The sequence below is a fragment of the Enterobacter sp. ECC-019 genome (assembly GCF_043974075.1).
Lineage (GTDB): Bacteria > Pseudomonadota > Gammaproteobacteria > Enterobacterales > Enterobacteriaceae > Enterobacter > Enterobacter asburiae_D.
On sequence record NZ_CP143759.1, the window covers coordinates 3,002,616 to 3,016,233 of the forward strand.

Genomic DNA, 13,618 nt, shown 5'->3' on the forward strand with positions numbered 1-13,618 from the left:
TTATGATAAAACTGTTAAATTGTTTTACGCAATTGTTAATGGATTATTCCGCATTATTTGATTAACGCACGGGCTAGTCCCCTCGCCCCTAAGGGGAGAGGGTTAGGGTGAGGGGTGAAAAAGGTTTTATACCGGCATTGATTTACGGATAGCGCTCAGCAGCGTCTGTGCGCCCGTTGAGAGTGGCGTGTCTACGCGGGTCAAAATGCCGATGGGTTCCCCGGCTCCTGGGGAGGTAATCGGCAGGGCGATCAGCGTTCCCTGGCGTAAATCATCTTTTACCGCGCCGGAGGGGACGAACCAGACGTAGTCATAATCCAGGGTGAGCTGGCGTGAAAGCGAGGCCGACAGCGTTTCGATACACCCTGAAGGCAGCGTACACCCCTGCATTTGCAGCAACGTTTCGGCGGTCTGACGGGGTACGGTCCCTTTCGGGCACACCACAACCGGCCACTCCATCACGCGGCTAAGCGTCACCGTGTCCTGCAGCAGGGGGTGATTGGGACGAACCACCAGCTTCAGGGACTCCAGGAACAGCAGTTCGTAATTGAGACCGCCCATCAGTTCAGGGTCGGACATTCGACCGATACCGATATCCAGTTCGCCTGATTTCAACCCCGCGAGCAGCATGGTGTTGTTCATGGTGGCAACCTGGATAGTGGTATGCCGCTGCTGCTTGTGGAACTGGCCGATAACCGGCGGAAGAATGCCCAGCGCCGCAGTAGGCAAAGCACCCACGCGCACCACCTCACTGGATTGTTCTTCTTTTCGATGCAGGGACTGGCCTGCGGTATTGAGCGCATCCAGCACTTTAACGGCGTGAGTGAGGAACTGTTCGCCCACGATGGTAAGCTGCGCCCCCAGCCGCCCGCGGTCAAAAAGACGGGCACCGGTCAGCTGTTCCAGCTCGTTGAGGGTTTTCGAGAGCGCAGGCTGGCTCAGGTTAAGAGTTTCAGCCGCACGCCCCAGCGTTCCCTGTTGAGCGACGGCCACAAATGTATGCAAATGGCGCAAGCGTATGCGCTGACTGAACAGACCATTTTTTTCCATAGGCGATGTTAAAAACAGAGCGATGCGGGTGACAAGTTAAGTTGTTTAATTTTGATAACTTGATAGCAAAATATTTTTAACATTTGATCTGTTTGAGTTACAACATGTTTTTCTGGAGGGGGCGATAAGCGAACGTCCTTGTTCATTTATTGCTCATTGCGGAGGGGTGTCGTTTACCGGTTTAGATCACGCCGTCACCGCCGTCAGAGCACCACACCTGGCCGGACGTAAAGGAACATTCATCCGAGGCCAGCGTGACGTAAAGCGGCGCAATCTCGACGGGCTGGCCCGGACGTCCCAGCGGGGTGTCGCCACCGAACTCCTTCACTTTCTCCATCGGCTGCCCGCCGCTGGACTGCAGTACTGTCCAGTAAGGGCCAGGGGCAACCGCGTTGACGCGGATCCCTTTCGGACCCAGCTGTTTGGCTAAGGATTTGGTAAACACCGCCAGACAGGCTTTCGTCTGGGCATAGTCCAGCAAAACGGGGCTGGGCTTCACCGCCTGAACGGAGGAGGTATTAATGATAACGGACGAGGCTTTCAGGTGGCGCAGGGCCGCCTTGGTGATCCAGAACGGAGCGTAGACGTTGGTTTTAAACGTCGCGTCAAAATCCTCGGTGGTCAGTTCCTCAAGCGATTCACGGAACTGCTGACGCCCCGCGTTATTGACCAGAATGTCCAGCCCGCCCAGTTTCGACACGGCTTCTTCAACCAGATTCTTACAGAAGGTTTCGTCCCGGACGTCCCCCGGCAGCGCGATAGCCTTGCGGCCTTCCGCTTCGATCAGGTCGATGACCTCAGAGGCATCTTTTTCTTCTTCAGGCAGATAGTTGATGGCGACGTCAGCGCCTTCACGCGCATAGGCGATAGCGACCGCGCGACCAATACCGGAGTCACCACCGGTAATCAGCGCTTTTTTGCCGGCCAGACGGCCATGTCCTTTGTAGCTTGTTTCCCCGTGGTCGGGTACAGGCTGCATTTCTGATGCCAGTCCCGGCGGCGTTTGCGGCTGTTCCGGGAACGGGGGCTGCGGGTAAGCGTTCGTACGTTGTTTTGTATCACTCATAGCTGACTCCTTAAGCCAAGGGGTGAGATTTGATGGATAGCTGCAGCGTTAACGCTTCGCTGAATTATTTCTGCAAACGATCAACACGGACAACGGCAGGAGATGATTTTTTATCAAGCGAACCGTTGATGCTGATCATCTGGTCGGGTTTTACCGTTCTGCCGTCGAAAACTGCCTGGGGAATAATAACGTCGATTTTTCCGGTTTTATCCTGAAATACAAACTTATCGCCGCTACCGTCAATAAGATTACCGCGTAATGAAATTGTCGCACCATCGTGCATTTGTTTTGCCTGGTCGATGGTCATAATACGCGCGTCGTCGGTTCCGCGATATCCGCTATCAAGCGCGTGCGGTGGCGGTGGGGCTTCGCCTTTTTGTAAACCCCCGTTATTATCTGCCCATGCGGCCGGAACCAGAAATATCAATAAAGCGGAAATAAGTGATAATTTCATCCGATATCCTTCATTTTGGGTGTCTTGACTTATTAAGTATTGTTGCTATTCCTTTATGTGGCAAATGTGATAAGTCCTAAAAACATTCGCGTTAGAAATCAAAATTATCGGATAATAAGCGAAACGGTGACGACGGCCATGAAGCGTGAAAAAGAAAGGTTACCCGGGATAGATGAGAGTTATCGCTTGCTGACGTTTGAATACGCGTTTCGTCAGGTGGGTTTTATTGTTCTGTTGGGTATTTTCGTCGCGGCCATTGCCGGTCTGTTTTCCAGCGGAATGGTCAGCGACACGATCAAAACGAATTCCGCTAAATCACTGACCATAAACTATGAACGCTTTGGACGGCGGGAGACAGAGACGCGGATGGAGCTCGCGTTTCCGGTGCAGGCCGAGGGGAAGTATACCCTCAGCATGACCAGCGAGAGCAGCGATGTTTATGAGCCCGGCAGCGTCTGGCCGCAGCCTGATAGCATGTTCAGCCGGGGGAAGACCCTCTTTTTTGTCTATAACAATCTGAAAAAGTCAGACAGCTTCTCAGTGTTACTCTTCACGACACCTTCCAGAGCCGGCAAATGGAACACCGTCATCCGCGTCAACAGCGAGCCGGGGATTAACATCTGGCAATTTATTTACCCCTAGGAGGCTGATATGGATATGGTCTTTCGCGCGCTGGCTATTTATCTGTTCCTCGTGGTGGTATTTAAGGTGGCCGGACGTCGCGCGCTGCTGCAGATGACCAGCTTCGATCTCATTCTGCTCTTGATAATTAGTGAAGCCACACAGCAGGCGCTTCTTGGACAGGATTTTTCCGTCACCGGCGCGATGATTACCATTACCACGCTGGTGGTAGTGGACATTATATTTGGGCTGATGAAGAAATATTTTTCCCCGGTGGAGAATATTCTGGATGGCACGCCCGTGATTCTGGTCGAGAACGGCGTGCCGTTAGCCGATAAGCTGAAAAAAGTCGATGTCTCCTGCGATGATATTCTGGTGTCTGCACGGCAGAATAACGGCATTACGGAAATAAGCGACATTAAATATGCCATACTTGAGCGCAATGGTCATATTTCAATCATTCCTTTCGAGAAATAAGAGGCGGCAAGATGAGCAATCTTTTTCACGACAGTAATAATACCGTGGGTGAACTGACCAAAAAGCTGGCGAGCAAATTAACCGATCTCGGGCTTCGCTTAACCACCGCGGAATCCTGCACAGGCGGCAAGCTCTCGGTGGCGCTTTGCGCTGAGGAAAATACCGCCGAATTTTATGATGTCGGCCTGGTCGTGTTCAGCGACGAAGCCAAAACGCGGATCCTCGGCGTGCGTCCTGAGACGCTTGAGCGGTTTACGGCCGTGAGCGAACAGACGGTTACCGAGATGGCCGCCAGTATCCGCGATATCGCCCAGGCGGATATCAGCATCGCCATCAGCGGATACGCAGGCCCGGAAGGGGGCGACGACGGCACGGCGGCGGGGACGGTCTGCTTTGCGTGGAATATACGTGGCGAGACGCAAACCCGCACCGTGCTTTTCTCCGGTGACTGTCAGGATGTGGTGGAAAAAGCGGTGCATTTCTCGCTGGCGGAGCTGCTGGCAGCATTGTCTGACGAGGATAACGGTTAAACTCACGGGGAGGTTCTATGGCTGTCATAGTGATTACCGGCGGAACGGCGGGCGTGGGAAAAGCCACGGCGCTGCACTTTGCAAAGGCGGGTTACGATGTCGGGCTCATCGCCCGCGATGAAGCCAGCCTGCACTCCACCCAGGAGGAGCTGCGTCGCTTTGGTGTAAATGCGCACGCCGTACAGGCGGACGTCGCCGACAGTCAGGCGGTGGTGGATGCCGCTAACGAAATTGAGTATCGCCTGGGCGCGATTGATGTCTGGGTGAACAACGCCATGGGGGCCGTCCTGGCACCGTTTCGAACCCTTACGCCGGATGAGTTCCGTCGCGTAACAGACGTGACGTACCTCGGCTACGTGAACGGCACCCGCGCCGCTCTTGAACTCATGGTTCCGCGCGACAGGGGGGTGATTATCCAGGTGGGCTCCGCGCTGGCCTACCGTTCCATTCCATTGCAGTCAGCCTACTGCGGTGCCAAAGCGGCGATCCGCGGGTTCACCGATGCGGTGCGTACCGAGCTGATGCATGAGAACAGCCGGGTTCAGCTTTCGATGGTGCAGATGCCGGGGCTCAATACCCCGCAGTTCGAATGGGCGAGGAATAAGTTCGCCTGGGCGATGCGACCGGTGCCGCCGGTCTTTGAGCCCGAGGTGGCCGCCAGCGCCATCTTCAGGGTGGCACAAAAACCGGTGCGCGAGCTGTGGGTAGGCAGCAGCACCATCCAGTCCATCGTCGGGCAGTTTTTTTTCCCCGGTTTTCTCGACCGGCTGATGGTGAAAAAAGCCTGGGAAGGTCAGATGACCGACGATCTGAATGCGCCGGATCGCCGGGACTACCTAGACCAGCCGGTTAACGACCTCCACAAAATTCACGGCCGTTTTACTGACGAGGCGAAAACCCGCGCGCCGTCCGTCACCTCCGGCATGCCGGGTATAGTGGCGCTGGGCGCCCTCGCGGTGGCGGGAATAGTGGTGACGCGTCTGATAACCCGCCGGAAACCGTAATCAGCGCAGCGCGCTACGGTGCGTCCAGAACCAGCGATAGCCGTAGCCGCCAAGAGTGAGCTGAACGGTTTTTCCGCAAATCAGTGCATCATCATAGCGCTTGTCCTCGAGACAGGCAGTCCAGGTGGCGTTGCGGATCCCTTTTGCAGTGAACTGCACCGGCTGGTCGCTGAAGTTGACGAAGGTCAGGATGCTGCGCTCGTCGGTCTCGTAATAAAGCCCCAGCACCGCGTCATCATCGATTGTGATAAGGCGAAAGGGCGCAACGGCAATTTCGGGGAACTCCGAGCGGGTATTGGCAATATCAATTATCCGGTGCAGGAGTGAGTTGTGGTGAAGCAGCGAATCGGCGACGTTCACTTTCTGATAGCGGTAAGGGCCGTGGTCGATAATCGGTGCGATAAATTTTTCAGGGGCGGCTGCGGAGAAACCGCCCCCTTGTGACCCCGCCCACTGCATCGGGGTGCGAACGGCGTAGCGCTCCTCCAGCTCCAGGTCGTCACCCATGCCGATCTCGTCGCCGTAGCGCATCACCGGGACGCCCGGCAGGGAAAACAGCACCGCGTGGCAGAACGCCAGCCGCTTCCGATCGCCATTCAGCATCGGCGCCAGGCGGCGGCGGATCCCGCGCTGATAGACGTTCATCTCTTCGTCAGGGGCAAACGTGTCGAGGACAAACTGTTTGTCTTTCTGACTAATGCCTTCCAGATCCAGCTCGTCATGATTACGCAGCCAGTTAGCAAAACAGCAGGCATCAGGCGGGACGATCATCTTTTTCACCGCATTGCGCAGCGGGCGGGCGCTTTTCCTGGCCAGGCTGACGTAGAAATACTTGTTGAGCCAGAAATTCAGCACCAGATTCAGGCGGTCATTATTGCCGAAGTAGTCCTGATAGGCTTCCACCTCGACGTCCACTTCACCCAGAAGGATCGCGTCCGGATTGCGCTGTTCGATAAGACGCCGCATATGTGCGAGGATCCACAGGCCCTTTTTTTCATCACCGTTGCCCGCCTGCGTGGTGAGGTGGGACGCGGCATCCAGGCGAAATCCCGACACGCCCAGCTTGAGCCAGAAGAGGATGATGTTCTCAATCTCTTTGAGCACCGCAGGCGAGGTGAGGTTCAGATCCGGCTCGTGGCGATAAAACATGTGCCGGTAGTATTGTCCCGCCTCGTCGTCCCAGGTCCAGATGCTCTTCTCCACGCCGGGGAACATGGGGGGCGTATCGTCCTCGTCGTTATCCGACCAGAGGTAGTAATCACGATAGGGTGACGCCGGGCTGCGGCGCGCCTGCTGGAACCAGGGATGCGCGTCCGAGGTGTGCTGGATCAGCAGCTCGATAATCACCTGCATGCCCAGCTCGCGGGCCTGTTCGATAAAGGCGATGATATCGGCCAGTTTTCCGAAGCGGGGATCCACCTGGAGATGGTCGCTGACGTCGTAGCCTTCATCGAGAAAGGGCGTGAGGTAAAACGGGGTGATCCAGATGACCGTCGCCCCCATGCGGCGAATATAGCGCAGCTTGGCCGCTATCCCGGCGATGTCCCCGCAGCCATCGCCGTTCAAATCATAAAATAGCGCGGTATCAATCTGATAAATAATGGCTCGTGTATGCCAGTCGGTCATAGCGTCCCTCAGTGATAGCCTTCAGTATCCGATACTTTGCCCCGGAAGACGTAGTAGCTCCACGCGGTGTAAACCAGGATCACCGGAATAATCAGTAACGTGCCTACCAGCATAAACAGCTGGCTGGCAGGCGGGGCCGCGGCTTCCCACAGGGTGATGCGCGGCGGAATAATGTTCGGCCAGAGGCTGATACCGAGCCCGCTAAACCCGAGGAAAATAAGCCCCAGCGTCAGCAGGAAGGGGCGAGAGTGGCTGTTCGGGTTGCGGGTCAGGCGCCAGATCAGCACGCTGAAAAGCCCGACCAGCAGAGGTACCGGCAGGAACCAGAAGAAGTTGGGCAAGGTAAACCAGCGGTCGGCCACGTGCTGCCAGCCGAGCGGCGTCCAGATGCTCACCACGGCGATGACGACCATCAGCGCCAGCAGCACGTGGCGGGTCAGCTCGCGCATGCGGGCCTGCAGCGCGCCTTCACTTTTCATAATGAGCCAGGTGGTGCCCAGCAGCGTGTAGGCGACGACCAGACCGATACCGCAGAAGAGGTTGAAGGGGGTGAGCCAGTCAAGCGCGGAGCCGACAAAACGTCGGCCTTCCACGTCAAAGCCGTTGATCATTGCGCCCACGACGATGCCCTGGCTGAAGGTCGCGAGCAGGGAGCCGCCCGCAAAGGAGTAGTCCCAGAACTTTCGGTGTGACGGCGTGGCTTTAAAGCGAAACTCGAACGCCACGCCGCGAAAGATCAGGCCAATTAGCATGGCGGTTAGGGGAATGGTCAACGCATCCACGATCACCGCATAGGCCAGCGGAAATGCGCCGAACAGGCCCGCGCCGCCGAGTACCAGCCAGGTTTCGTTACCGTCCCAGACCGGCGCGACGCTGTTCACCATCACATCCCGCTCCTTCGCATCCCCCACGAAGTTAAACAGCAGGCCGATGCCCAAATCAAAGCCATCCATAATGATGTACATCAGCGTGGCAAAGACGATGATGGCAAACCAGATAACTGAGATATCGACGCCCATCAGGTTCTCTCCTCTTCAGGAACAGACTCAGCGGCAGACAGCGGACGGGCGGGTGTGCCCGAGGTGTTTGACGTCAGCGTATCGACAGGCTGCGGCCCTTTCTTAATCAGCCGGATAAGGTAAACATAGCCCACGCCAAACACCGACGTGTAGACGATGAAGAACGCCAGCAGGCTGATGCTCATCTGCAGGGTGCTGTGCAGCGATACCGCGTCGATGGTGCGCAGATAGCCATAGACCACCCACGGCTGGCGGCCCACTTCGGTGGTCACCCAGCCGGCGAGCAGCGCCAGCAGCCCGGCAGGCCCCATACAGAGGGCAAACCAATGGAACGGGCGAGAGTGGTAAAGCCGATGACGATAGCGTAGCCAGACGCTGACCAGACCCAGGGTGATCATCAGCAGCCCCATCCCGACCATGACCCGGAACGACCAGAAAACGATGGTCGAGTTCGGGCGATCTTCTTTCGGAAAGTCTTTCAGCGCCGGAACCTGCTTGTCCAGGCTGTGCGTCAGGATAAGGCTACCGAGCGCGGGGATCTCAAGACCGTATTTGGTGCGCTCTTCGTCCATATCCGGCAGACCAAACAGCAGCAGCGGAGTGGCCTCGCCGGGCGAGTTTTCCCAGTGCCCCTCAATGGCGGCAATTTTGGCCGGCTGATGCTCAAGCGTGTTCAGGCCGTGCATATCGCCTACGATCGCCTGGATGGGGGCGACCAGCAGCGCCATCCACATCGCCATGGAAAACATGGTGCGGATGGCGGGTGTATCGTTACCGCGCAGCAGGTGCCATGCGCCCGACGCGCCGACAAACAGCGCGCTGCTTAGAAACGCGGCGATAGCCATATGAATAAGGCGGTAAGGGAAGGAGGGGTTAAAGACGATCGCCAACCAGTCCTGCGGGATAACCTGTCCGTTCTCGATAGTGAAGCCCTGCGGCGTATGCATCCAGCTGTTGGACGCGAGGATCCAGAAGGTCGACATCAGCGTGCCGAGCGCCACCATGCAGGTTGAAAAGAAGTGCAGGCCGGGACCGACCTTATTCCAGCCGAACATCATGACGCCAAGGAAACCGGCCTCGAGGAAGAAGGCAGTTAACACCTCATAGGTCAGGAGTGGGCCGGTAATACTGCCCGCGAACTGGGAGAACCCGCTCCAGTTGGTGCCAAACTGGTACGCCATGACCAGCCCGGAAACGACACCCATCCCGAAGTTAACGGCAAATATCTTGAGCCAGAAATGGTAAAGCGATCGCCAGACGTCGTTTTTGGTGCGCAGCCACATGCCCTCCAGCACCACCAGATAACTGGCGAGGCCGATGGTGATCGCAGGAAAAAGGATATGAAACGAGACGGTAAAAGCGAACTGAATTCTGGCCAGATGAAACGCGTCGAGTTCGAACATGGTCCGTACCTCTGAAACGATGGGGCACGAGAATTGCCGGGCAGTTTATGGCTGCCCGGCAAAACCGATTACGGTTTAGTCTTACCGGCACCCAGCTCGGCACCGGTTAGCGGGTCGGAATGTGGATCGGACTTCGTGCGGGCAGACATCGCCTTGACCAGGGTTGCCTGTTCGGTCGTGAGCGTGACGCTTGCACTGCCATCGCCACCATCAACCGCAGGCTGGGGGGACTCAACGTAATCGAAATGTTTATCGCTGTTCCAGCTTCCGCGAACCTCTCCACCTTCGGACATATTGTAGTACTTGTTGGTGAATTCCTCGATTGGCGGCAATTTCCCCGGCGGGAAATTGTTACGGATGGACTGCAGCGCCTTCTCAAAGGAGAGCTGATGTGCCGCCTCGCGCGTCATCAGAAACGCCAGGGCATCCTTTACGCCGGGATCGTCGGTCACGTTGATCAGCCGTTCATAGATGATTTTTGCTCTGGCTTCTGCTGCCACGTTTGAGCGCAGGTCCGCCGTCGGCTCGCCGATGGTGTCGACGTAAGCCGCGGTCCATGGCACGCCCGCAGAGTTAGTGAGCGGGGCGCCGCCCCCGTAGAGCAGGGAGGTAATGTGGCTGTCATTGCCGTTTTCGGTCATGGACCGATACAGCTCAGCCTCGTTTTCCACCCCTTCCGCCAGCGCGCCTTTGGCGCCTTTATTCAGCATGCCGACCAGCGTGCCGATGATTTCGAGGTGGCTTAGCTCCTCGGTGGCGATATCCATCAGCATATCTTTACGGCCCGGATCGTCATCGCTCAATCCTTGCGTAAAGTACCGGCAGGCGGCAGCCAGTTCGCCCTGCGGCCCACCGAACTGTTCCAGTAAAAGGTTGGCGAGGCCAGGGTTAGGTTCGGCAACGCGAACCGTGTATTGCAGCTGTTTGACGTGTCGGAACATGGCGATTCTCCCTGATTATTTTTTTGCTTCGACGCCCGATGCGTCTGAACGCAGCAGGAACTGTTCCGTGGTCTGTGGAATATGACGAATCAGCCAGTCGGCCATTTCGCGTTCTTCCGCCAGAATCGTCTCGATGGCAGGTACCGAGGCGACGTCGCCTGCTTTCTTGGCCGCCGCGAGGAGCGAGGTATAACAGGCAATTTCAAACTGTTCAAAAACATAGCCGCTGATCGAACCCTTAACGATTTCATCAGACGGGAACATGCCGCCGATGGATTGCCCCAGCGCCGCCATTTTGCTCATTGAGTCTTTTAAAACTGAACGAGAAATATCATTCCGGTCGAGGATTTCTTCCAGCAGGGTAATTTGCCGTTTTGTCTCATTTATATGCTGCTCAATTCTGGCGCGAACATCAGGATAATTATCGATACGGCTGGCCATAGATTCCAGCATAGATTCGGCTTGCTTTTCCATCGCATGGGCATCGCGTAGCCAATCATGGTAGTGTTCTACGTGATTCATCTTTATATCCTCATTAGGGTTCACTTATTTGGTCTCACTTTCAGCAGCCTGATCGGCACGCGCGGCACTGTAGCCGGATAAATGGCCGACAATATTGGCGTAAATACTGATGATAATGACCCATAGCACGCTGTTCTTCCACCATATTACGGAAGGGATAGCGAGAATGAACCATATTATGGCTGCCGTTAAATGGCACCGTTTAATTGTCCTGGGACTGATGCTCATTTTATTTAACCTGTGTTATTGCGTCATTTTTGCGCTTTTTGGTTAATGTTTCCAACGGCCAGGTCGGTGAGTTTAAGATCGGTTTCTTTTTCTTCTTCCAGCGTTTCGGCAAGAAGTTTAACGGCTTTTTTATAGCCCAATTGTTCTGCTAATGTTGCGAGGGTACCATAGCTGGCAATTTCGTAATGCTCGACTTTTTGTGCAGCGGCAATTAACGCGGCATCACGCACTTCATTTTTTTCGGTGCTTTCAATGACTTCATTGGCTTCTTCAATTAAGCCTTCCATTGCCACGCATTTCATGCGCTTAATTCTGATACCGTCTTCCTGTTCAACGATCTGATCGATACGCTCGATCTGACCCTGCGTCTCTTCAAGGTGTGCGGTAAAGGCTGCGCTCAGTTTCTCACTGGAGGCTGCGCGGGCAAGCTTGCTGAGTGCTCGGGTAAGCTGCTTCTCCGCACTGTAGGTATCCGACAGAAGATGAATAAAGACATCCTCGACACTTTTCATATTCATAATAATTACGCTCCGGTAAAATAACGAAAGGGTACTGCGAGCTATTCAGCCCGCAGCATGCTCTCAGATTTTATTAAAAGAGTTTAAATAAGATCAGGAGTTATCAGATTTACGGCCTCCGCCATGACTGTTCTGTCCTCCTTTCTTACCCGCTTCAGATGCGCGTTGCGGATCGTTTTTAAAGTTACCACCGCTTTGCTGGCCACCTTTACGTCCAGCTTCTGATGCTTTATCACGGTCTTCAGCGAAATTACCGGAACCACCACGATGCTCTGCCATATTAAACCTCATAGTCATATATTGGTTATGTCAGTACGATACGAAAATATTTCCGTATCACTCGTCGTTCGAGTAATAACTCTAGTCGCTGTACGTCATCCGTCAAATGCGTTTGGCTATTTGCGGTTGCGTTATTTTTAAATATTTGTAAATTTGCGCTTCGCTTAAATTGGAAATATGGATAGGGAGGAAGGACTTGTAAACAAATATTCGGATTATTCCTAACTTTGAGCTAAAAAATGAAAGGTGGGGATAAAAATAATGGCATGCACAATTGGTTGATTTGCAGTCAGGGGAGGGGGCAAAAAATACTCCTTTATGGCTAGAAAGCGGAACCCTAAATAATTATAAGGAAAATCCTGGATAAAGGCGTTCAGGTCGACAGGGCGGACCTGTTCGGACCTATTCGGGGACCGGTAGCACACGGTTTGACCACTGTCGTCTTAAGATCACAAATCAGAAATTCTTCCCCCCGGAAGGAACGGGTTTCTCTACACTCCAGGTAATATTCACTGGAGGCATGACATCATGGCGAACACCATCACGGCTGATGACATTCGGGAACACTTTTCGCAGGCTATGTCGGCGATGTACCAGCAGGAAGTTCCGCAGTACGGCACCTTGCTCGAACTGGTTGCGGACGTAAACCTGGGGGTTCTGGAAAATAACCCACTATTACATGAACAACTGGCTAATGCCGATGAGCTTGCTCGCCTGAACGTTGAGCGTCACGGGGCGATCCGCGTCGGCACGGCACAGGAGCTTTCAACCCTGCGTCGTATGTTTGCCATTATGGGTATGTACCCGGTCAGCTATTACGATCTCTCTCAGGCGGGAGTGCCGGTCCACTCAACGGCGTTTCGCCCAGTTGATGATGCGGCCCTGTGTCGAAATCCGTTTCGTATCTTTACCTCGCTGCTGCGTCTTGAGCTGATTGAAAACGTCGCGCTGCGCGACCGTGCCGCAGAGATCCTGTCTCAGCGGAACATCTTTACCCCGCGTTGTCTGGAGCTGATCGACCTCCACGAGTCGGAAGGGTATTTTACTGAAGCGCTGGCCCACGAGTTTGTGCTGGAAGCGTTAGAGACCTTCCGCTGGCACCGCCATGCGACGGTCGATCAGGAAACCTATCTGGCCCTGAGCAACGAGCATCGGCTGATTGCCGACGTGGTCTGCTTCCCGGGCTGCCATATTAACCACCTCACGCCGCGCACGCTGGACATTGACCGGGTGCAGGAGCTGATGCCGAAGTACGGTATCGAGCCAAAAATTCTGATCGAAGGGCCGCCGCGTCGCGAGGTGCCCGTCTTACTGCGTCAAACCAGCTTCAAGGCGCTGGAAGAGCCGGTGCTGTTTGCCGGGGAACATAAGGGCACCCACACCGCGCGTTTCGGTGAGATTGAGCAGCGCGGCGTGGCGCTGACCCCGAAAGGCCGGGAACTGTACGATAGCCTCCTCGCTCAGGCCGGAACCGGTAAAGATAACCTGACACACCAGCTGCATCTGCGGGAGATTTTTAGCGCCTTCCCGGACAGCGAAATGCTCATGCGCCGTCAGGAGCTGGCCTATTTTCGCTACCGTCTGACGCCATCAGGGGAAGCCCATCGTCATGCGTTTCGTCCGGGAGACGATCCGCAGCCGCTGATTGAGCGCGGATGGGTGGTTGCCCAGCCGATCACCTACGAAGATTTCCTCCCGGTCAGCGCCGCGGGGATTTTCCAGTCCAATCTCGGGAACGAAACCCAGGCCCGCAGCCACGGTAACGCCAGCCGCGATGCGTTTGAAGACGCGCTAGGCTGTCCGGTGTATGACGAGTTTACGCTCTACCAGGAGGCTGAAACGCGCAGCAAACAGCGTTGCGGTTTGCTCTGAAATCGTTA

16 protein-coding genes are annotated in these 13,618 nt (G+C 55.3%); 5 read left to right on the plus strand and 11 right to left on the minus strand.

Going from position 1 to position 13,618, the window contains the following annotated elements:
* Positions 1-126: 126 nt before the first annotated feature.
* From V1566_RS14295 to V1566_RS14305, 3 genes are all read right to left on the minus strand, one after another.
* Positions 127-1,050, minus strand: coding sequence for a LysR substrate-binding domain-containing protein (locus tag V1566_RS14295; protein WP_023335657.1), 924 nt, complete (start codon positions 1,048-1,050; stop codon positions 127-129).
* Positions 1,051-1,231: 181 nt separating this feature from the next.
* A complete protein-coding gene (locus V1566_RS14300; RefSeq protein ID WP_395303724.1) occupies positions 1,232-2,116 on the minus strand; it encodes an SDR family oxidoreductase in 885 nt (294 codons plus the stop codon).
* Between the two features lie 64 nt (positions 2,117-2,180).
* A complete protein-coding gene (locus V1566_RS14305; protein ID WP_063142825.1) occupies positions 2,181-2,570 on the minus strand; it encodes a YdeI family stress tolerance OB fold protein in 390 nt (129 codons plus the stop codon).
* 138 nt (positions 2,571-2,708) lie between these two features.
* On the opposite strand from V1566_RS14305, the gene V1566_RS14310 reads away from it, so the two are divergent.
* Genes V1566_RS14310 through V1566_RS14325 form a run of 4 tightly spaced genes read left to right on the plus strand, consistent with a single transcriptional unit; the run spans position 2,709 to position 5,202 of the window.
* Entirely contained in the window at positions 2,709-3,212 is a 504-nt protein-coding gene (locus V1566_RS14310; protein WP_395303725.1) for a hypothetical protein, read from the plus strand.
* A gap of 9 nt (positions 3,213-3,221) precedes the next feature.
* The gene (locus V1566_RS14315) at positions 3,222-3,668 is read left to right on the plus strand and encodes a DUF421 domain-containing protein (protein WP_023311671.1); all 447 of its coding nucleotides are present in this window, start codon (positions 3,222-3,224) and stop codon (positions 3,666-3,668) included.
* Positions 3,669-3,679: 11 nt separating this feature from the next.
* The gene (locus V1566_RS14320) at positions 3,680-4,198 is read left to right on the plus strand and encodes a 2-oxo-tetronate isomerase (RefSeq protein ID WP_121423684.1); all 519 of its coding nucleotides are present in this window, start codon (positions 3,680-3,682) and stop codon (positions 4,196-4,198) included.
* Between the two features lie 17 nt (positions 4,199-4,215).
* On the plus strand, positions 4,216-5,202 hold the full coding sequence (locus V1566_RS14325; protein ID WP_395303726.1) for an SDR family oxidoreductase: 987 nt from the start codon (positions 4,216-4,218) through the stop codon (positions 5,200-5,202).
* Here the strand turns inward: V1566_RS14325 and V1566_RS14330 are convergent, their stop codons facing one another.
* The 8 genes from V1566_RS14330 to V1566_RS14365 all read right to left on the minus strand — a co-directional run bounded on the left by V1566_RS14330 (position 5,203) and on the right by V1566_RS14365 (position 11,738).
* Entirely contained in the window at positions 5,203-6,828 is a 1,626-nt protein-coding gene (locus V1566_RS14330) for an alpha-amylase family protein (RefSeq protein WP_395303727.1), read from the minus strand.
* 8 nt (positions 6,829-6,836) lie between these two features.
* Complete coding sequence (gene cydB / locus V1566_RS14335; protein WP_395303728.1) at positions 6,837-7,847, minus strand: cytochrome d ubiquinol oxidase subunit II; 1,011 nt, start codon at positions 7,845-7,847, stop codon at positions 6,837-6,839.
* Entirely contained in the window at positions 7,847-9,250 is a 1,404-nt protein-coding gene (locus V1566_RS14340; protein ID WP_395303729.1) for a cytochrome ubiquinol oxidase subunit I, read from the minus strand. The genes cydB and V1566_RS14340 overlap by 1 nt, the downstream gene beginning before the upstream one ends.
* A gap of 68 nt (positions 9,251-9,318) precedes the next feature.
* A complete protein-coding gene (locus tag V1566_RS14345; RefSeq protein WP_395303730.1) occupies positions 9,319-10,191 on the minus strand; it encodes a manganese catalase family protein in 873 nt (290 codons plus the stop codon).
* Between the two features lie 15 nt (positions 10,192-10,206).
* On the minus strand, positions 10,207-10,713 hold the full coding sequence (locus V1566_RS14350; protein ID WP_024908416.1) for a ferritin-like domain-containing protein: 507 nt from the start codon (positions 10,711-10,713) through the stop codon (positions 10,207-10,209).
* Positions 10,714-10,737: 24 nt separating this feature from the next.
* Entirely contained in the window at positions 10,738-10,941 is a 204-nt protein-coding gene (locus V1566_RS14355) for a hypothetical protein (RefSeq protein ID WP_013096662.1), read from the minus strand.
* 23 nt (positions 10,942-10,964) lie between these two features.
* Positions 10,965-11,459 carry a ferritin-like domain-containing protein gene (locus V1566_RS14360; RefSeq protein WP_063142816.1) on the minus strand — a complete coding sequence of 165 codons (495 nt, stop codon included), beginning with the start codon at positions 11,457-11,459 and terminating at the stop codon, positions 10,965-10,967.
* Positions 11,460-11,552: 93 nt separating this feature from the next.
* Positions 11,553-11,738 carry a general stress protein gene (locus tag V1566_RS14365; protein WP_063142815.1) on the minus strand — a complete coding sequence of 62 codons (186 nt, stop codon included), beginning with the start codon at positions 11,736-11,738 and terminating at the stop codon, positions 11,553-11,555.
* A gap of 528 nt (positions 11,739-12,266) precedes the next feature.
* Here V1566_RS14365 and V1566_RS14370 point away from each other — a divergent pair.
* Positions 12,267-13,610 (plus strand): VOC family protein, encoded by a 1,344-nt coding sequence (locus tag V1566_RS14370; RefSeq protein WP_395303731.1) that lies wholly within the window; start codon positions 12,267-12,269, stop codon positions 13,608-13,610.
* Positions 13,611-13,618: the final 8 nt, after the last annotated feature.

Excerpts from the sequence above, each read along its gene's own strand:
- V1566_RS14295 (WP_023335657.1), bottom strand. The coding sequence starts at position 1,050 with ATGGAAAAAAATGGTCTGTTCAGTCAGCGCATACGCTTGCGCCATTTG.
- V1566_RS14300 (WP_395303724.1), bottom strand. The coding sequence starts at position 2,116 with ATGAGTGATACAAAACAACGTACGAACGCTTACCCGCAGCCCCCGTTC.
- V1566_RS14305 (WP_063142825.1), bottom strand. The coding sequence starts at position 2,570 with ATGAAATTATCACTTATTTCCGCTTTATTGATATTTCTGGTTCCGGCC.
- V1566_RS14310 (WP_395303725.1), top strand. The coding sequence starts at position 2,709 with ATGAAGCGTGAAAAAGAAAGGTTACCCGGGATAGATGAGAGTTATCGC.
- V1566_RS14315 (WP_023311671.1), top strand. The coding sequence starts at position 3,222 with ATGGATATGGTCTTTCGCGCGCTGGCTATTTATCTGTTCCTCGTGGTG.
- V1566_RS14320 (WP_121423684.1), top strand. The coding sequence starts at position 3,680 with ATGAGCAATCTTTTTCACGACAGTAATAATACCGTGGGTGAACTGACC.
- V1566_RS14325 (WP_395303726.1), top strand. The coding sequence starts at position 4,216 with ATGGCTGTCATAGTGATTACCGGCGGAACGGCGGGCGTGGGAAAAGCC.
- V1566_RS14330 (WP_395303727.1), bottom strand. The coding sequence starts at position 6,828 with ATGACCGACTGGCATACACGAGCCATTATTTATCAGATTGATACCGCG.
- cydB (WP_395303728.1), bottom strand. The coding sequence starts at position 7,847 with ATGGGCGTCGATATCTCAGTTATCTGGTTTGCCATCATCGTCTTTGCC.
- V1566_RS14340 (WP_395303729.1), bottom strand. The coding sequence starts at position 9,250 with ATGTTCGAACTCGACGCGTTTCATCTGGCCAGAATTCAGTTCGCTTTT.
- V1566_RS14345 (WP_395303730.1), bottom strand. The coding sequence starts at position 10,191 with ATGTTCCGACACGTCAAACAGCTGCAATACACGGTTCGCGTTGCCGAA.
- V1566_RS14350 (WP_024908416.1), bottom strand. The coding sequence starts at position 10,713 with ATGAATCACGTAGAACACTACCATGATTGGCTACGCGATGCCCATGCG.
- V1566_RS14355 (WP_013096662.1), bottom strand. The coding sequence starts at position 10,941 with ATGAGCATCAGTCCCAGGACAATTAAACGGTGCCATTTAACGGCAGCC.
- V1566_RS14360 (WP_063142816.1), bottom strand. The coding sequence starts at position 11,459 with ATGAATATGAAAAGTGTCGAGGATGTCTTTATTCATCTTCTGTCGGAT.
- V1566_RS14365 (WP_063142815.1), bottom strand. The coding sequence starts at position 11,738 with ATGGCAGAGCATCGTGGTGGTTCCGGTAATTTCGCTGAAGACCGTGAT.
- V1566_RS14370 (WP_395303731.1), top strand. The coding sequence starts at position 12,267 with ATGGCGAACACCATCACGGCTGATGACATTCGGGAACACTTTTCGCAG.